The organism is Brucella haematophila (genome assembly GCF_005938105.1).
Taxonomy (GTDB): domain Bacteria; phylum Pseudomonadota; class Alphaproteobacteria; order Rhizobiales; family Rhizobiaceae; genus Brucella; species Brucella haematophila.
Genome location: NZ_VCPE01000001.1, coordinates 233,683 through 250,638 on the forward strand (window position 1 = coordinate 233,683; position 16,956 = coordinate 250,638).

Sequence of the window (16,956 nt, forward strand, 5' to 3'; positions counted from 1 at the left end):
CTGAATGCCGCATTGGTCAAAGTGGCTACGGTTGATGTCGTGTTGTGTGGGACAGACCAAACAGAAGCCGATCTGTCCATATTTTCAGCGTCTGGTGCACCAAAACTGCGCGCATAAGAATGGCCGCTATAAACCGCAGCGGCGATGATCGACGGTGCTGCCGACTATGGATTGCGCACGGCCATTGCCGTGACTTCAACCCGCATTTCCGGGGTAGCGAGGCCTGCAACGCCCACGGCACAACGAACCGGAAACGGCTTTTTGAAAAAGCGCAGATAGACTTCGTTAAAAGCCGGGCGTTCATTGATGTCGGTCAGATAGATCGTCAGGTGAATGACATTCGCCAGACTGCTGCCCGCCTTTTCGAGCGATGCTTTGAGGCTATTCAGCGTGCATTCGCTTTGAGCGGTTATGTCGCCGGTCTCCATGGAACCATCTGCCCGGATGGGAACGTGGGTGGTCACCAGGAAATTGCCGATGCCTGCGACATCGGAAGAAATCTCGCTTTCGTCCGTATCCTCAAGGAAATAGGGCGTTGTGCTGTTTGTCATGGCCTTCTCCAATCGTTGGCAAGCATCTGTATCCTGTGACGCGGTTTTCGGATAAGTTACGCGTTAAAACAAGCAGCCAGAGCATTGTTATGGCTCAAACTGCATGCGAATTACTTTTTTGCCATGCTTTGGTAAGGACTGACCCGTGTGAGGTCGCGATAATGTGTAGTCACGCGGTGCGTAAGCTATTGCGATGGTGGTTTGCTGGGGCTAGAAGCGGCGCAAGAGCGCGAGGCTTCCTTCACAACGGCGGCCAATTCTGGTCTGAAAGCAATCCATGACTGAAAAACACTCTCATCGCGGGCTGGTTGTCGCCGCGATTATGGCAAGCATGGCCATGATCGCCGTCGAAGCAACGATTGTGTCGACCGCGATGCCGCAGATCGCAGCGCAACTTGGCCAGCTTAATCTGTATTCCTGGGTGTTCTCGTCATTTCTTTTGACCCAGACGGCGACGACTGTGGTGTTTGGAAAGCTCGCCGATATCTATGGGCGAAAGCCGGTTCTCGTCGTTGGCATTGCCCTGTTCTTGGTCGCTTCGGTGCTGGCGGGCTTTGCATGGTCGATGCCGTCGATGATTGTTTTTCGGCTTTTGCAGGGCATCGGGGCAGGGGCGATCCAGCCTGCGGCCATGACCGTAGTGGCCGATCTTTTTCCGGGAGCGCAACGCAGCAAGGTTCAGGGATATCTTGCCAGTGTCTGGGCCTTGTCAGCCGTTGTCGGTCCGTTGCTTGGTAGTCTGATCATTCACAATTTGAGCTGGGCTTGGGTGTTCTGGATCAATGTGCCAGTCGGTATTCTGGCCGCATCCGGCTTTCTCCTTTTCCTGCATGAAGAGAAGCGGTCAAGTCGCGTATCGGTTGATGTGCTTGGCGCGGCACTTTTCGCCGTCTCCATCTCCTCCCTGATGATTGCACTCACGCTCATGGAGAGCGCGGTTTCGCTGGAGGGAATTCTTGCGCTAGCGCTTTTCGGTGTTTCGCTGGTCGCCTTCATCTGGCAGGAGCGCCGCGCGAAGGAGCCGATGGTTGCGCCTGATTTGTGGCTGAAGCGTCCCATCGCGTTCTCCAATCTTGCGGTTTTCCTGGCGAGTATGTCGATCATGGGACTGACAACATTCCTTCCGATGTATGTGCAGACGGTTCTCAACCGTTCTCCGGTGGTCGCGGGCTTTGCCCTGACCATGTTGCTGCTGGGCTGGCCGTGCGGAGCGACGATTGCATCGCGACAGTTTACGCGTTTCGGATTGCGTCCAATCATGATTGTGGGCAGCATCTGCATTCCGATCGGAACGTCGCTGCTTGTCATGCTCACCCCATCCAGTTCAGCCACACTCGCTGGGGCCGGTTCTTTGATCATGGGGTTCGGTATGGGGCTGCTCAACATCGGGGCGCTGATCCTGACACAGGACAGCGTGAGCTGGTCTGAGCGTGGGAGTGCCACGGCATCGAACGTCTTCTCGCGCAATTTGGGCAGTACGCTTGGAGCGACTGTTCTGGGAGCGGTGCTGACCTACGGTCTTGCGAACGCCAATCACGGTGAGGCGATTACGTCAGAACAACTTCGCGACCTGTTGAATGGTGCGGAGATGTTGATGGACCAGCAGGCGCTTCGGCTTGCACTTCAAAATGCGCTGCACGCGACCTTTGTGGCGATGATGCTGATTGCGGTCTTGATTGTGCCAATCTGCCTTTGTGTCCCACGGGTCAAAAAGACCTATGAAGAACAAGTGGTGACCTGAGCGTTCAGCAAGATCGGCCGGAAAAGCGAAAAGCCGTCGACTTTCATCCAGTCGGCGGCTTCTTTTTTCAAAACCAACGAGGTTTTTAAGGTCGATTATTTGTAAGCGGAAACCACGATCTCAATCAGCGTGTCGCCGCCCAGATCGGCAACGCCAACGGTTGCACGAGTTGGCAACAGCGAAGGATCGATCCATTCCTTCCAGACCTTATCCATTTCAGGCTTCTTGTTGAGATCCGTTACGAAGATGGTGGCTGCCAGAAGCTTGGTCTTGTCCGTGCCAGCCTGCGCCAGATAGCTGTCGAGCTTGGCGAGGATTTCGCGGGTCTGCCCGGCCATATCCAGGCTTTCGTCGTCACAGGTGGTTCCACCGACATAGACAATGCCGTTGTGCTCGACGACGCGATGCATGATCGGCGTCTGAATGAAACGCTCAGCCATAGTTTAATCCTTTCAGATGGTTGGGGAATTTTCCGGTTGCTCGCCGGTAACGGCGAAAACAGCATCGGGGGTTTGAGGAAGTGCTGCGATTTCGCTGAGCGGCACCGGTTTCACCGGGGCACGCAGACGATAGAAGCCGACCGTTTCCGGCGCGCGGTTTTGCACCTCGGCCAGAATTTCCGTGACAGTGGAACTGCACATGCGACCCTGACAAGGCCCCATCCCGCAGCGGAACATGGTTTTCAGTTGGTTCGGGCCGGCGATGTTACAGGTCGCCGCGTCGCGGATTGCGCCTGCGGTCACTTCCTCGCAACGGCAGACAATCGTGTCTCTGTCTACCGGTGCGCGAAATGCCTGTGCAGGCAGGTAGAGCGCATCGATAAAGGATCGCCCGCGTTCAAAGCGCCGCGCCTGCGCACGCAGCTTTGCGATTTGCGAACTCAACGTTGTGGCCAATGCCGGAAAGATATCCCGACAGGCCGCGAGCGCAGCGATACGTCCGCTCTGTTCGGCAACCAATGCACCGCCAATGCCGCTGCCGTCACCAGCAATATAGATGGACGGAACAGACGAACGACCATTCTCGTCGAGTTGTGGTTGAAAACATTTTTGGCTGTCGTTCCACACAAGCGCGCAGCCGGAAGCATTGGCGAGATTGTTATTGGGGATCACACCCTGATGCAGGAACACGCTATCGACAGCAAGCCTGTGCATCTTGCCTTTTGCCGAAAAGCAGATCGCTTCCGCTTCGTCTTTTCCTTCAATGACGATATCGGTGACACCGGAATAAACCGGTACCGACTTGCGCACCTTCAAAAGCAGGGAAAGCCCCTTCAAGGCATAGGGGGAGAAAAGGAATGAGAGCAGGTTTGGCGCAGCTTTCGCGTAATTTGCGCCGGGCGTCGTATCGAGCAGAGCCGCAACCTTGCCCCCCGCCTGTAACAGCTGCGCGGCGAACATGTAGAGCAGCGGACCGGTTCCTGCCAGAACCACACGTCCGCTGGGCAGGAGGCCGGAAGTCTTCAGTGCAATCTGTGCCGCGCCAACGGTCATTACACCCGGCAATGTCCAGCCCCTGACAGGCATCGGGCGCTCCATCGCGCCGGTCGCGAAGATCGCCCGGCGCGCGGGGACAATCCCGCTCTTGCCGCCCACTGACACGCGCAGCGCCACGCTGTCGCCGCCATCCTGTGGTTCCACGCTCCAAACGAGGGCCTGCGGCACATAGGTGGCATTGCTGGCGATGAATGCTTTCAGGACTTCTTTGCCCCGCCAGTAGTCGGTGCCGAGAAACGGTCTGCGGGCAGTCGTATTGTGTTCAATGCCACGGTAAATCTGGCCGCCGGCGGCTGGGTTTTCGTCGAACAGAACCACGTTGGCGCCAGTGGCGCTTGCCTCTGCGGCTGCCGACATGCCTGCCGGTCCGGCGCCGATAATGGCGAGGTCGTAGGCCGCGTCGAGCGCATGAATATCGGAAATTCTCTTGAGCATGGTCGTCACAGTTCCACCCGACGCGCGCCGGTCTGCGAAGAAATGACCATTCCATCGACCACGGGCGTCATGCAGGCCTGGCGGTTCTGAACACCATCAATGGTGACCAGACACTCAAAACAGATACCCATCAGGCAATAAGGCGCTCGCGGCTGATTGCCAACGACACTGTCTCTGAGCCGGGTGATGCCCTCTCCAAGCAGCGCTGCGGCGACAGTTACATTGGCAGGCACCGTCAAGGTGCGCGCATCGAATGTGATCGTCACGGTTTCCTCTGGTGTCTCAGTTTTCAGGAACATTTTAGGAGACATGAAACCTCCGGCCGGAGAACGCATCACCAGCAAGTTGTTTGGCATCGGCTGCTATTTCCTGCGCCACGATCAGGGCGTGGTTGGCTGCAAGCGTGACGCCAGAATGGCACATGACGACATACGCGCCCTTGTGGCTTTCGGATTGTTCGTAGACAGGCAGGCCGTCCGGTGTCTTGACCCGAAACCCGGCCCAACTGCGAATGACATTGACATTGGCCAGATGCGGGAACGTCCGCACCGCTCGGTTGGCGAGAACTGCACTGATATCCTGATTGGTGGCGATCCGATCCGTATGGATTTCCTGACTGTCGCCGATCATGACGCCGCCTTCATCCGCTTGCCGCAGCGTCGCCGCCGTATAGGGAAAGAAGGGCGCGCATTTCTCGGTTACAAGAATTTGACCTTTGCTGCGCACAACCGGCGCTTCAAGACCGACACTCTTGGCGAGCTCTGCATTGCCGTTGCCCGCAGCCAGAACGATGCGTTCGGCAAAGACCTCGCCCCATGCACCGCTTAACAGAAAGCCACCGTTTTGCGGGGTGATGGACGAGACTTCACAGTGCGGTTCGTAGGACGCGCCGAGTTTGATCATGCCCGTATGCAAGGCGCGAAACAGGCGCAGTGAATTCACGTCGCCATCCATCGGCGAATAGATCGAGCCGATCACATCCCGACCGATGGAGGGGACCATCCTGGCCGTTCCCTGATGGTCGAGCACAACATGTTCCGGGGCGTCATTGCCAAGCTCCCGTGCTACTGTTGCGACGTCTTCGGCAAACATTTGAAGCTCGCGCTCGTCGAGGCAGAAGGTAAAAGCACCGGTCTGTTTCAACGCCACATCAAGCCCGGTCACATCCCGCAACTCGTCTGCGAAAGCGGGCCACAGGCGCGCAGATTGCATTGTCCAACGGGCATAGTGTGGTGCCCCTACGCCTTTGCCCTGTACCCAGATGAGCGCGAAATTGGCGCGGGATGCGCGCAGGGACAGGTCTTCTCCATCGAGAAGCATTGGACGCAGACCAGATCGGGCGAGACCCCAGGCGATGGCAGAGCCCACCAGTCCCGCTCCGATAATGATTATGTTTTGGTCCGGCAATCTGCGCATTCGTAAATTCAATCTGTTGTCACAGCGTCGTCAGGGTTGGGCCTGACGAGAGTCAGGCCCGATTGTGTTGGCTCAGTTTTGCGGGCTTACCTCCACCTTGAACCACTTCTCGGAAAGCTTCTTCACCGTGCCGTCGGCAATCGCGGCCTGAATAGCAGTATCGAAGCGACATTCAGCGGCTTGCCGCCTTCCGGCAGATCGGCGAGGTCGCTGTCATCCATGACTGCGAAGGAGTTGATGGCTGCCGCATAAGGCGACGAAAACGCAATCACTTCCTCACGCTTCGGCGTGATGCTCATGCCTAGTTTTCCTTAGCTTCTGCGCGGTCTCTAAGAATTTGCGCAGCTCTGGTCCGATATTTCTCCTTCACCTCGTCGGGCACGCCGCCGCCGACACTTGCGCCACTGACGATTTTGCCAATGGCAGCATCCCAGTCCAGGTCAGGGTCTGGATTTTCGTGTTCAAACAGTTGTTTCGCAAGCTCTTCGATCTCTAACTGCTTTTCAAGTTCGCTGCTCATATTTTCCTTCCTCCGCTGTTTAGGGCAGTCGCCCGCTGCCATCCTCGTGGTGGCGAACCATGTATTTGCGGATCAATAAATCAAGCGCGTCTCTGGCTTCTGCCTCAGTCAAGTGTGCTTGAACATGTCCGTCAATCACGACGACTTCGCCACTGAACTTATCGAAAACGGACCAGGTGTTGTCGGCTTCTTGCCGGACCTCAAAACCATTCTCAATCATGGCATTCCTCCGCGCCACTACCGCTGCCGCCCGTTTCGAGCCTGTTGCTTTTTCCCCGCTCGAAGCGTTTGAGAAAAGTATCAGCGCATCGTGAGCTGGTGTCAGTTGCTGTAGCTCCCCCGAGGAAGCTAAACGAAATTGCCCTGCGTTCGTTCCGGGCAACAAATCACATGGCGTCATGGAAAGGTGCGGCGTGGGCCGTTACGTTCAATCGTCCAGTCTGGGTTGAACGCCGATATGGGTGTTGCCCCATGTGGGGTCGATACCGTGATAGGTGTCGTATAGGCGTATACCGAGCGCCGTCAGGAGAATAACGCCTCCGAGCACAACGATTGAGGCAACGAGTTTTTCAGAGTTCATGAGCGGTTGTTCTGATTGTTTCGATCTGAAGTGCCGTTTGACATATTAGAGGCAACTGGAATAGCTTTTAATACGTGATGCGACGAATCTAAGATCGATGCCCGCCTCGGTAACTTCCTCATAAATATGGAAAAAATAATGGATAGTGCAGTGCTTTTCCTGCATGCACGCGGACGGTCGGCCGATGAGATAAGAAATCTGGATTGGAGCAAAAATCCGATTGGGGAGCCGGATCACTGGCCAGCACCGCTCGTCACCGCTGTGCAGATGATGCTCGCCTCACACTTCCCCAAGGCAATTGTCTGGGGGCCTGAGTATACGACGATCTATAATGACGGCTTTCGGCAGATTCTCGGCGAGAAAGAGAACTGCATGGGCGCATCCTTCCGCGATATCTGGGCGGAAGTATGGGACGAGTTGCTTCCGATGATTGAGCGCGCTTATGCCGGAGAAGCGACATTTATTGAAGACTTTCCGCTGGTTATCGACCGCCACGGTTACTCCGAACAATGCTATTTTACATTCTGCTACAGCCCGATTTTTGATGAAAAAGGGCGTGTTGCCGGGATGATCGATACGGTCATCGAGACCACCTCCAAGGTAGAATCCGAAAAGCATGCCAGGATCCTGAATGCGGAGCTGGCGCATCGGATAAAGAATACTTTTAGTGTGGTTTCAGCGATTGCGAGCCAGACCTTCAACAACAATGCAGATGACGATGTGATCCATACATTTACCAGGCGACTTTTTGCACTGGGGAATGCCCATGATGTCCTGCGGCTTGGGAAAAGTTCGGAAGGTTCACTGCGGGAGATTGTGAACGGCATTACAAATGCGCTGGCGGTCAGCGACCGGGTCCGGCTTGAAGGCAGGGATATTATGATCGGCCCGAAAGGGGCGTCCACACTGTCGCTACTCATTCACGAACTGACCACCAATGCGATCAAATATGGGGCGCTTTCCAATGATAGCGGCCATGTGCAGTTGCTGGCGAAGGTAACGAAAGGCCAGAACGAGCCGACCTTAACGCTTTTCTGGAAAGAGATGGATGGTCCGACTGTTGTAAAGCCGCAAAAGTCCGGATTTGGTTCGAAGCTGATCAGAATGGGGCTTCTGGGTTCGGGTGAAGTCAAGTCGGATTTCAAGCCTGAAGGCTTTGCGGCAGAGTTCTCCGCCCCTCTCCGGCAATTGCAGGGCGAGGGGCGGCTCTTCGATTCTACTTGATATGGCGATACTGGGTGGGTTTGGCTGCAAGGCAGCGCAAATTCACCGCACTTCGAGTACCTCTCCGCTCCGGCTATCGATGACGACGCGCATGTCATTGTCGTCTCGATCTATGCCTCTGACCACGTACACATTTCGGCGTCTGGAAACGCTTTCCACCTCATCCATGCCTTCGTTGCGCGCAATTCTTGCTGCTCGACGCTCGCTGATTGTTTCGCCGTAATCACGGCGATCACGATGCATTCTGCGGTCATCATCTGGATTGACCTGAATGCCGTTTGGTCCGATTTCAATGCTTTGCGCTTGTGCCGGGACGGTGGACACAAGGGCTGTCACTATGACTGCTGCGATTGCCGAAAACCTGTACATGGCAATTATCCATTATTCGTTTAGCGCCCGCCGCAATAATGAACGAGATACCCAGCCGCCGGTTCCTGACGCGACGGTCAACTCTCTTAACAAAACGACACATTCAGCAGTACGTAAGATGGATAGGTAGCACGCTAAGCAGTTCGTGTGTCATCATCAAATAAAATGAACTGTTGAAGCGGATATATTGTGCTAATGCACCTCACCATCGATAGCAGTATGGAAATATTCAAAAGATGGAATGGATTCCGGTATTCTTGATCGCGTTCAAGGTTCTCGTGTTGGGCGCGGCCATGTTCTTCGCCATCAAGTTTCACTACGATGAAGATAAAAAGAAGAAGAATAGCGAAAAAGGCGGGACGTAAGCGCCCGCCGTGGTGCTTAGAAATGATGCTCCGTCTGAGGCGGAGCACGCTATCATCTTGCTGAGGTAGGCGCCGCTGGCTACAAGTGCGCCATGATTTCATTTCCTTGGTGGGTTACCGTTCTCGTTATTATGTCGATCTATTGGCCGGTTACCGTGATGGTAGCGGTGGCGATAGTCGTGACAGCATTTCTTGGAACAAAGAGCATCGGCTGGCGGCTGGCGTGGATCGCGTTGGCGGCACTGATCGTAGCGCCAGTCATATGGTTTTACACGATACTATAAAGGCAGTGCTCGGCTTACCGCCGTCAGATTGTACATCGCGTGGATTTCGACCCACGTATAGGTCTGGGTAAACCATCCGCATATGCCGCGCCTCCTCGTTTGCAAAAAGGTAGGGCGCTTACTGTTGGCGTCTGGTCGTGTGGTCGGATTCTGGCGCAATCATTGATTGGCGTTTGAAGTAGGCGTTGACGCGGCGTTCGCTGCGGTGATGCAGCCAATAAACCGCAATGGGCAGTATAATGAATCCCGCGCAAGTTACACGAAATATCCAGATTGCTCCGGTCGTGCCAAACAGCTTGAGGACCAAAATACCCAAGGGCGCGTTGCTTTGAGTTGGATCGACGAAGATAATGCCAAGCAAGCCAGCCGGTATAAACCCCGCCGCTAGCAAACGAATTTTCCAAATGTCACTCATATCGCGCCTCCCAACTGAGGAGGGAACTTATATTTTCGTGTAAAATCAGTCACGGCTTATTTGCGGCGTCCAGCCAAGGCGTCTTCGCCTTCCTGTTTATGATCGCGGCAGAACCAGAGCTGAGCCGTAGCGGTCTTGTAGCCGAACGATCTCCATGCTTTGCAGCCTTCGCATCGCAGTAGTGCTCAAAGAGCTTTCCGCTCTTTGAAGGGGTGATTCTATCGTCCTTGAAATCGCTGATTGAAGTACCAATAGCTATGTTCAAGACAGGTTCAACGAACCTAAAGAGCACTACTTTTGTGTAACGCTTCCAGTCTGTAAGCCATTGATTTGTTTGGGGATCGAATGGTGGGCGTAACAGGGATTGAACCTGTGACCCCTACAATGTCAATGTAGTGCTCTCCCGCTGAGCTATACGCCCATTCGATGTGCCGCATACACCATATCGCGTTGCGGCCGTCAATGGCCTTTTTTGAAGTTTTTTCGTCTTTTTGTTGAAGACTTTTCAAAAGCCCGGAAAACCGCGACTTGGCCGGTGATCGCCTTAGGCGGCGATCAACATTTTTTCGATTTCGTTCACCAGGTCACGCAGGTGGAATGGCTTGGAAAGCACTTTCGCATCGCGCGGGGCGTCAGAATCAGGGTTCAAAGCAACGGCAGCGAATCCCGTGATGAACATTATTTTCAGGTCGGGATCGATTTCCGTTGCACGGCGCGCGAGTTCGATGCCGTCCATTTCCGGCATAACGATGTCGGTCAGCAGCAGTGAGAACGGCTCTTCCTGCAGTCGTTCATAGGCGCTGGCGCCATTATCGAAATGTGTTACGTGATAGCCCGCCTTTTCCAGTGCCTTCACGAGGAAGCGGCGCATATCGTTGTCGTCTTCAGCAAGAAGAATTCTTTTCATTGGTCCGTCCGAATTTCCCATCGTTCGCTCCAGTGCTCGGGCAGCGTGAACGATTCAATTTTCCACTCTAGAAAACGCTTCTTTGGTAAATATGAAATGAATGCTCGCGCGAATGTTAATTGTTATGGCATGCATTTGGCAACAAGCTGTCATTTGTGACGGGATTGCCGCAGTTTTCGGTTCATGATCGAATTCGGAACTAACTGTTGGTATTTGCACCGGCGCAGCGGTTGACGTAATTTGCCTAGTGGTCTGATTCCAACATTTGCATCCCTTGGTTCAAGCGCTGAGCAAATGTTGGAATCAAAAAGACCACTAGCAAGTATGTGTATCTAGTGGATTTTTCGAATTTGACGTTTGAAACAGCGTATGTGTCAGTCGGGATTCAAACGTCAAATTCAATCCACTAGCCCGGCGGCGTGCTGTGTCCAGTCACCGCGAAGATGACATGCATAAACGGATCAAAATATGAGTTTGGAGCGTGATTTCAGCCTGATACCGCCTTTCGAGGTGAATGCTCCGGCGGAGCAGCGAATTCCGTTCGTATTCAACTCGCCGCATAGCGGTCGCTATTATCCGCAATCCTTTCTGGAATTATCCCGCCTCGACAGCCTTAGTATCCGCCATTCGGAAGATTGTTATGTCGATGAGTTGTTCGCTTCTGCCGTCCGACTCGGTGCGCCATTGCTCAAGGCGCATTTCCCGCGCGCATTTCTCGATGTGAATCGCGAAGCCTACGAGCTTGATCCGCGCATGTTCACCGAAACGCTGCCGCCTTTCACCAACAGCCAGTCGGCACGGGTTGCCGGTGGGCTGGGCACTGTGCCGCGTCTGGTGGGCGAAGGACAGATGATCTATTCGGGACGTATCCCGCTTGCTGAAGCTTTCTATCGTATTGAAGATCTCTATAAGCCCTATCACCGCACGCTTGAAGGCCTGCTGCAATCGACCCGCCAGCAGTTTGGCTATGCGGTTCTGATCGATTGCCATTCCATGCCGGGCGGCGTGCGTCCGGGGGAAGTGGCTTCGCGCCCTGATTTCATCATCGGGGACCGGTTTGGTCGCTCTTGCAGTGAGCGCCTCACACAGGCGGCTATCGAGCTGTTGCGGGATCTCGGCTACACGGTTGCGCATAACAAGCCCTATGCGGGTGGTTTCATCACCGAGCATTACGGTCGCCCAGCCGTTGCGTGCCATGCCTTGCAGATTGAGATTAATCGCAGTCTCTATGTAAACGAGCAATCGCTGCACAAGCTTGCGGGCTTCGATACTTTATGTGGCGATCTGCATCAGTTCCTGAGTGATCTCACATCCTTGCCGGACGATCTGTTTATCGCACCGCCGCTCGCTGCCGAATGAGATGTTGGGCACGGCGTCGCACAAATGCGACAAGCCTATGGTAAGTCTAGGCAATCCAAGTCAGCATGCAGATAAAAAGAACCGCGCTCGTACGATACGAACGCGGCCAAAGACTAGGGAGGAAATGCCCCGAAAGGCATCGACAGGAAGACCTGTCTAGTCTTTAAGCTACGCGCTAAAGCTGGTTGCGTCAAGAAAATGCGCATCTTTTTTGGGCGAATTTTTTCTTGCTCAATAATTGAGCAAAATTAGCATGGATGCACAAGTTGCAGCCATGTCTTGGAAACAGGAGAATGGGGTTGCTCATCGACAAGGCATTTTTTTCCGAAGTGGCAGCGGCAGCAGCGGCTGAAACTTTGTCGCGCTTTCGTCAGTTGAACGAGGTGGACAACAAATACAGTGTCGGATTCGACCCTGTTACCGAAGCGGACCGGGCTGCGGAACGGGCGATTCGTGCCGTTATTGGCCATCGTTATCCGGAACACGGTATTCTGGGCGAGGAATACGGCCCGGAAAATACCGACCGCAGCCATGTCTGGGTTATCGATCCCATAGATGGCACTCGCGCCTTTATCTCCGGTCTGCCGGTCTGGGGCACGCTGGTCGGCCTGACGGTCGATGGTGATGCACGCGCCGGGATGATGTCGCAGCCGTTTACAGGAGAGCTGTTCTATAGCGACGGCGAGGGCTCCTATTTGCTGCGCGAAGGCGATGGTGATGAGCCGCGCCGTCTTTCCGTGCGCAAGGGAGCCACCTTGGCGGATGCGACGCTGTTCACGACGACACCAGCGATGTTCAAAGGAGATAACCGCAAAGGGTTTGATCGGCTTGAAAGCGCCGTGCGCCTGTCGCGTTATGGCGTCGACTGCTACGCCTTTGCGATGCTTGCAGGCGGCTATGTCGATATCGTCGTTGAGGCCGGCTTGCAGCCTTATGATATTGTGGCGCTGATCCCGATCATTGAGCAGGCAGGTGGCGTGGTCACTCGTCGCGATGGCGGGCCTGCCGAAGAGGCTGGTGATATTGTTGCAGCCGCAACGCCGGAACTGCACAAGGCCGCGCTCGATTTGCTGAACGGTTAAAACACTTCGGGGAATCGGTCTGACAGGCTGATTCCCCGTTCCTGCCTGTCAGACGCCGGAGAACTCCGGCTCGATGGTTTCCGGCATGGTTTCGACGTCCGACGATCCGGGAATGAAGGCGTCGAAGGCGGCCCAGAGCTGCTCGCGATAAAAATCGGCTTCCTGCAACAATTCGTGGCGTCCGCCGTCGATCGTAATCAGTGAAACATTGCGGGTGCGCGCAGCAAAGCGTTCAAGCACCGGCGTTGAGACAACGCGTTCGTCGCCCGCTGCAATGATCAGCACAGGCACGCTGGGACTTTCTTCATAAAAATCCGGCTGATTGATGCGGCGCGCCGTTTCGAGTGCACCCCACACCCAGCGCACTGTCGGTCCGCCTAGCGCCAGATCTGGAAAGAGACGCGTGATTTCCGTATTGCGCATAAAACGCGCAGGGTCGCTGGTCAGCGGGTTTCCGGCAAAGGGGCGTGCGGTCAGCCTTTTTCCGCCCGAGGCGTAGAGCGTTCCAAGCCCGACGCGCCGTAGTGTGGCAGCCAGGCGGCGGACGACGTCGTCACTCAGTTTCTGTGTGGCAAGCCCCATGAAAGGCGCACACAACACCATGCGTGTGATACGGGACGAGAGACTGCCCATCGAGGCCAATGCCACCATGGCGCCGGAAGAATGGCCGAGAATGTAGAAGGGCGGCGGACAATCGGGCAGAACAATATCGGTCAGAAAGTGATCGAGATCTTCCTGATAGTCGTCGAAACTGCGGACATAGCCGCGAAGCCTGTCCCGCAGCAACCGGTGCGAGCCGCCCTGGCCGCGCCAGTCGAAGGTGGCAGCGACAAAGCCGCGTGCCGTCAGCTCGCTCATCGTCTCGAAATATTTTTCGATGAATTCGTTTCGGCCTTGCAGCACAATGACCGTGCCGCGCACCGGGCCTGATTCCGGCTTCAGAATGCCATAACGCAGCGTTCTGTCAGGATAATCGGAATGACTCGTGAAAAAGCCCGACTTTATGCCATGCGGAATCGGATTCGCATCGGTTTCGAACAGTAGTTCCGACATCCGTTGCGCAGCCTTTCCCGAATGATAATGCCCTGATCATCTCGAGTATTATGCGCGAAATGATGACAAAAAGTAACCGGAAGTTCGCTTCCGAACTTCCGGCCAAAGGATCGTCAGGTGCAAGGGACGTTGCGGCCAGACGTTCCGACTTCTCAAACTTTTAGTAACCGCCGGGGCGGCGTTCGCCGACGATACGACCGGAGAAGGCATCGACCATAACGATGACGCGACGACCATTCGGACGTGTGGCGCGGACCATATAGGTGTCGCGATCCCGGCGCATGTCGCCGACTGCATAGCCGCGGCGTTCCAGCATGCGGGTTACGTCGCGCGGGCGCAGCGTATCGCGATTGCCCCAATCAGGGCGGCGATCCGGGCGACCATAACCGGGCGGCGGAGGCGGAGCATCCGGGCGCGGCGGGCGTGGGCGATAACCATCATTGTTGTCGTAATACTGAACCTGGACGCGCAAACCCGAGCTGTCAGCGAGGGAAGGGGTCGCAAAGCCGGTAGCGACGGTGGCAAGTGCGGCAAAAGCGAGAACAGCTTTTTTCATAACCGTGATCCTTAATAAAACCTGTCGAGCGACAGGCATGACGGGACATTTATTAGCCCCAAGCAGATGAACGCTCGCGGAAGATGATGTTCATTTTGGGTTCACTGTGCGGTTGCTCCCAAAAATGTAGGCTCCTATGGATCAGGAGTTGTTACGTGAAGTGACATGCCGTGTAGGCAAGGTGAGAGAGATTGTTGTTTGAGAACGGCCTTGAAAAGCAAAACAGCCATTCCCAAATGAGTTTTGCGGTCGCCAAAAAGGGGCCGCCGGCACCAAGGAATTCGCCATTAAGGGAGTTTCGCCGCCATGCATGACCGTGAAACCGCAGAGCGGTTTTCGAAATCGGTCATGCCGAACCATGCATCATGTCGCTCTGAAGGAGGGCTAACACATGCGTCACGTAGATTTTTCCCCGCTTTATCGTTCCACGGTTGGTTTCGACCGGCTTTTCACCATGCTTGATTCGCTCGCTTCGCCGGAGGGCACCCAGTCCTATCCGCCGTATAATATCGAGCGCACGGGTGAGAACACCTATCGCATCACCATGGCCGTTGCGGGCTTTTCCGAAAGCGAACTCGAAATCGAAGCCCATCGCAACCAGTTGACCGTGAAGGGTCAGAAGGCTGACGAAAATGCATCCGATATCGGTGAAGTGCTTTATCGCGGTATTGCTTCGCGTGCTTTCGAGCGCCGCTTCCAGCTTGCCGATTTTGTCGAAGTCGCCGGTGCAAGCCTCAAGAATGGCCTCCTGCACATCGACCTCAAGCGCGAGATTCCTGAACAGATGAAACCGCGCAAGATCGAAGTCGCCAAAGCTGGTTCCGATAGCGCTCAGCAGATCGAAGCCAAAACCGCGCACTAAGTGCGGATAAGCCTGTAGAAATAAGAAAGGCGGCGCTGCAAAGCGCCGCCTTTTCTTTATGCCAACCGGAGTGTTGGTGTCTGAATCAAAAAGCGACAGGCCGTGGCGAAAATGGTGGTTTCGAGAACCGGAGCGCAGCGTACTTTTGGGTACGTGAGCACCGGAAGCACAGAAATTGCCATTTGCAGACCGGCATGGCGACGTTTGGATCAGACACTCAAGCGATCATATCGCCGAACCGGTCCACATCCTCTTCCGTGTTGGCGAAGCTGGTCACGAAGCGTGCGAAAATCTCGCCCTCACCGATGCGGTTTTCTTCCGAATGCGGCGGGTTCCAGTCGTAGAAGATCGCTCCGGCATTGCGCAGGCGGTCATAGACCGACTGTTTCATGATGGCGAAGACTTCATTGGCTTCCGGCTTCCAGGCAAGGCGCATTTGGCTGGACGCGTTGACGTGGCCTGCAAGGCGGGTTGCCAGTGCATTGGAATGACGTGCCAGTTCCAGCCACAGACCGTCTTGCAGATAGGCGTCGAACTGGGCTGCCACAAAGCGGGTCTTGGAAAAAAGCTGTGCTGCGCGCTTGCGAATGAACGGCAGATCCTTTGCGCGCGCCGGGTCCATGAACACCAGCGCTTCCGCGCACCAGCAGCCATTCTTGGTGCCGCCGAACGAGACGATATCGACGCCTTGCTTCCATGTCATTTCGGCTGGCGTCAGGCCGAGCGTGACCAGAGCATTGGCAAAACGTGCACCATCCATATGTAACGGCAGACCGGCATCGCGGCAGATTTCGGAAATAGTGGCGATTTGTTGCGGTTGATAGAGCGTACCGACTTCCGTAGCCTGCGTGATGCTGACGGCCATTGGCTGTCCGGCATGGACGAAAGCCGGGTTGAAGCGCTTCAATTCCCGCTTGAGCAGTTCAGGGTCGATACGACCGAGCGCGCCATCAATGGGGTGAAGACGTGCGCCGCCGGTGAAATATTCGGGCGCGCCGCACTCATCCTCTATGACATGTGCTTCGCGGTGCACCAGCGAAACGCCGCCCGGACGGTTGACGCTGGCCAGCGCCAGCGAGTTGGCAGCCGTTCCGGTGCCGACGAAGAAGACGGCCACTTCGCGCTCGAATACTTCGTTGAAACGCTGTTCGACACGCTTGTCGAGTTCGCTTGCGCCATAGGCGGCGGCAAAACCGGCTGCATGCAGCGAAAGGCTTTCGGCAATTTTCGGATGGGCGCCCGCCCAGTTGTCTGAAGCAAAATGCACGGCTGTCTCCACTCGCAACGATTCCGGTATGTGCAGCGATCGCTGCTGTGGGTTGTGTATAACCGGAGTTGAGGAAGGCGATAATACTGAAAGTGGTGAAAAAACGGACGCCGCCTGTCACTTTTCTATGCTTTGTGCGTTGTCTTGGAGCCGCGCCAAACTGACGCAATCGGCACCATACGCAATTAAAAGTCTCAATGATATGCACATGCGACATTTTATTACGGAAGTGGCTGAGAAAAATTGCGTTTCCATCTTGTGAGGCAATTTGAATTCTGTCATACGTAATTAGGACAGCAATGCTGTCCAATTAAAAGCTGATGCAGGCGGAAAACACGCATAGAACCGTGCCGTCGGTTTCAGAAATAAAAGCGCTGTGCTGGCAGGCCCATGGCTTGACGGTCACCGGCGCTCCGACTGTGACAGGGGAGATTCGAGTGCGCCTTCATCTGGCGGGCTGAGTGTTGTCTGTCC

The 16,956-nt window shown here is 55.2% G+C and carries 22 protein-coding genes, 1 tRNA gene and 1 pseudogene; 7 read left to right on the forward strand and 17 right to left on the reverse strand.

Translation table 11 applies throughout. The features are described 5' to 3' along the window. Positions 1-164 precede the first annotated feature (164 nt). Positions 165-551 carry a RidA family protein gene (locus FGI60_RS01070; protein ID WP_078338912.1) on the reverse strand — a complete coding sequence of 129 codons (387 nt, stop codon included), beginning with the start codon at positions 549-551 and terminating at the stop codon, positions 165-167. 277 nt (positions 552-828) lie between these two features. Between FGI60_RS01070 and FGI60_RS01075 the strand changes: the two genes are divergently transcribed. After that, the gene (locus FGI60_RS01075) at positions 829-2,292 is read left to right on the forward strand and encodes an MDR family MFS transporter (RefSeq protein ID WP_138783551.1); all 1,464 of its coding nucleotides are present in this window, start codon (positions 829-831) and stop codon (positions 2,290-2,292) included. A 95-nt stretch (positions 2,293-2,387) separates the two neighbouring features. Here the strand turns inward: FGI60_RS01075 and FGI60_RS01080 are convergent, their stop codons facing one another. The 9 genes and pseudogenes from FGI60_RS01080 to FGI60_RS26190 form a co-directional block, all read right to left on the reverse strand. Then, the gene (locus FGI60_RS01080) at positions 2,388-2,732 is read right to left on the reverse strand and encodes a RidA family protein (RefSeq protein WP_061345658.1); all 345 of its coding nucleotides are present in this window, start codon (positions 2,730-2,732) and stop codon (positions 2,388-2,390) included. Between the two features lie 12 nt (positions 2,733-2,744). Then, positions 2,745-4,232, reverse strand: a complete 1,488-nt coding sequence (locus FGI60_RS01085; RefSeq protein WP_138783552.1) for an FAD/NAD(P)-dependent oxidoreductase — start codon at positions 4,230-4,232, stop codon at positions 2,745-2,747. Next, complete coding sequence (locus FGI60_RS01090) at positions 4,229-4,522, reverse strand: (2Fe-2S)-binding protein (protein ID WP_138783840.1); 294 nt, start codon at positions 4,520-4,522, stop codon at positions 4,229-4,231. The genes FGI60_RS01085 and FGI60_RS01090 overlap by 4 nt, the downstream gene beginning before the upstream one ends. Before the next feature lies 1 nt (position 4,523). After that, the gene (locus tag FGI60_RS01095; protein WP_138783553.1) at positions 4,524-5,639 is read right to left on the reverse strand and encodes an NAD(P)/FAD-dependent oxidoreductase; all 1,116 of its coding nucleotides are present in this window, start codon (positions 5,637-5,639) and stop codon (positions 4,524-4,526) included. 72 nt (positions 5,640-5,711) lie between these two features. Next, positions 5,712-5,807: pseudogene (locus tag FGI60_RS26460) on the reverse strand (ABC transporter substrate-binding protein); the annotation flags it as partial. Then, positions 5,762-5,938 carry a hypothetical protein gene (locus tag FGI60_RS01100; RefSeq protein ID WP_171058662.1) on the reverse strand — a complete coding sequence of 59 codons (177 nt, stop codon included), beginning with the start codon at positions 5,936-5,938 and terminating at the stop codon, positions 5,762-5,764. The gene FGI60_RS01100 and the pseudogene FGI60_RS26460, both read right to left, overlap by 46 nt. Positions 5,939-5,940: 2 nt before the next feature. Further along, positions 5,941-6,159, reverse strand: coding sequence for a hypothetical protein (locus tag FGI60_RS01105; protein ID WP_138783554.1), 219 nt, complete (start codon positions 6,157-6,159; stop codon positions 5,941-5,943). 19 nt (positions 6,160-6,178) lie between these two features. Next, entirely contained in the window at positions 6,179-6,379 is a 201-nt protein-coding gene (locus FGI60_RS01110) for a DUF480 domain-containing protein (protein ID WP_138783555.1), read from the reverse strand. A 207-nt stretch (positions 6,380-6,586) separates the two neighbouring features. Next, positions 6,587-6,739: a hypothetical protein gene (locus tag FGI60_RS26190; protein ID WP_162762630.1), complete on the reverse strand. Its 153-nt coding sequence runs from the start codon at positions 6,737-6,739 to the stop codon at positions 6,587-6,589. Positions 6,740-6,877: 138 nt separating this feature from the next. On the opposite strand from FGI60_RS26190, the gene FGI60_RS01115 reads away from it, so the two are divergent. Beyond that, the gene (locus FGI60_RS01115; protein ID WP_138783556.1) at positions 6,878-7,963 is read left to right on the forward strand and encodes a sensor histidine kinase; all 1,086 of its coding nucleotides are present in this window, start codon (positions 6,878-6,880) and stop codon (positions 7,961-7,963) included. 42 nt (positions 7,964-8,005) lie between these two features. On the opposite strand, the gene FGI60_RS01120 is transcribed toward FGI60_RS01115, so the two are convergent. Beyond that, entirely contained in the window at positions 8,006-8,332 is a 327-nt protein-coding gene (locus FGI60_RS01120) for a PepSY domain-containing protein (RefSeq protein ID WP_138783557.1), read from the reverse strand. A 236-nt stretch (positions 8,333-8,568) separates the two neighbouring features. On the opposite strand from FGI60_RS01120, the gene FGI60_RS26640 reads away from it, so the two are divergent. Beyond that, the gene (locus FGI60_RS26640; protein WP_268898779.1) at positions 8,569-8,697 is read left to right on the forward strand and encodes a hypothetical protein; all 129 of its coding nucleotides are present in this window, start codon (positions 8,569-8,571) and stop codon (positions 8,695-8,697) included. Between the two features lie 92 nt (positions 8,698-8,789). Next, entirely contained in the window at positions 8,790-8,981 is a 192-nt protein-coding gene (locus tag FGI60_RS01125; RefSeq protein WP_138783558.1) for a hypothetical protein, read from the forward strand. A 118-nt stretch (positions 8,982-9,099) separates the two neighbouring features. On the opposite strand, the gene FGI60_RS01130 is transcribed toward FGI60_RS01125, so the two are convergent. The 3 genes from FGI60_RS01130 to cpdR form a co-directional block, all read right to left on the reverse strand. Then, positions 9,100-9,396: a hypothetical protein gene (locus FGI60_RS01130; protein ID WP_138783559.1), complete on the reverse strand. Its 297-nt coding sequence runs from the start codon at positions 9,394-9,396 to the stop codon at positions 9,100-9,102. 346 nt (positions 9,397-9,742) lie between these two features. Then, positions 9,743-9,817, reverse strand: a tRNA-Val gene (locus FGI60_RS01140). Between the two features lie 123 nt (positions 9,818-9,940). Beyond that, on the reverse strand, positions 9,941-10,303 hold the full coding sequence (cpdR, locus tag FGI60_RS01145) for a cell cycle two-component system response regulator CpdR (protein WP_002966536.1): 363 nt from the start codon (positions 10,301-10,303) through the stop codon (positions 9,941-9,943). A gap of 468 nt (positions 10,304-10,771) precedes the next feature. Here cpdR and FGI60_RS01155 point away from each other — a divergent pair, with 468 nt between their 5' ends. Both FGI60_RS01155 and hisN read left to right on the forward strand, forming a co-directional pair. Then, positions 10,772-11,662, forward strand: coding sequence for an N-formylglutamate amidohydrolase (locus tag FGI60_RS01155; protein ID WP_138783560.1), 891 nt, complete (start codon positions 10,772-10,774; stop codon positions 11,660-11,662). Positions 11,663-11,961: 299 nt separating this feature from the next. Further along, positions 11,962-12,744, forward strand: a complete 783-nt coding sequence (hisN, locus tag FGI60_RS01160) for a histidinol-phosphatase (RefSeq protein ID WP_138783841.1) — start codon at positions 11,962-11,964, stop codon at positions 12,742-12,744. Between the two features lie 48 nt (positions 12,745-12,792). Here hisN and FGI60_RS01165 read toward each other — a convergent pair whose 3' ends face one another. Together FGI60_RS01165 and FGI60_RS01170 are read right to left on the reverse strand one after the other, a co-directional pair. After that, a complete protein-coding gene (locus tag FGI60_RS01165; RefSeq protein ID WP_138783561.1) occupies positions 12,793-13,797 on the reverse strand; it encodes an alpha/beta fold hydrolase in 1,005 nt (334 codons plus the stop codon). Between the two features lie 160 nt (positions 13,798-13,957). Next, positions 13,958-14,353, reverse strand: a complete 396-nt coding sequence (locus tag FGI60_RS01170; RefSeq protein ID WP_138783562.1) for a PepSY domain-containing protein — start codon at positions 14,351-14,353, stop codon at positions 13,958-13,960. A 391-nt stretch (positions 14,354-14,744) separates the two neighbouring features. Between FGI60_RS01170 and FGI60_RS01175 the strand changes: the two genes are divergently transcribed. Further along, positions 14,745-15,215: an Hsp20 family protein gene (locus FGI60_RS01175; RefSeq protein ID WP_138783563.1), complete on the forward strand. Its 471-nt coding sequence runs from the start codon at positions 14,745-14,747 to the stop codon at positions 15,213-15,215. 217 nt (positions 15,216-15,432) lie between these two features. Here FGI60_RS01175 and FGI60_RS01180 read toward each other — a convergent pair whose 3' ends face one another. After that, a complete protein-coding gene (locus FGI60_RS01180) occupies positions 15,433-16,482 on the reverse strand; it encodes a threonine aldolase family protein (RefSeq protein WP_138783564.1) in 1,050 nt (349 codons plus the stop codon). Positions 16,483-16,956: the final 474 nt, after the last annotated feature.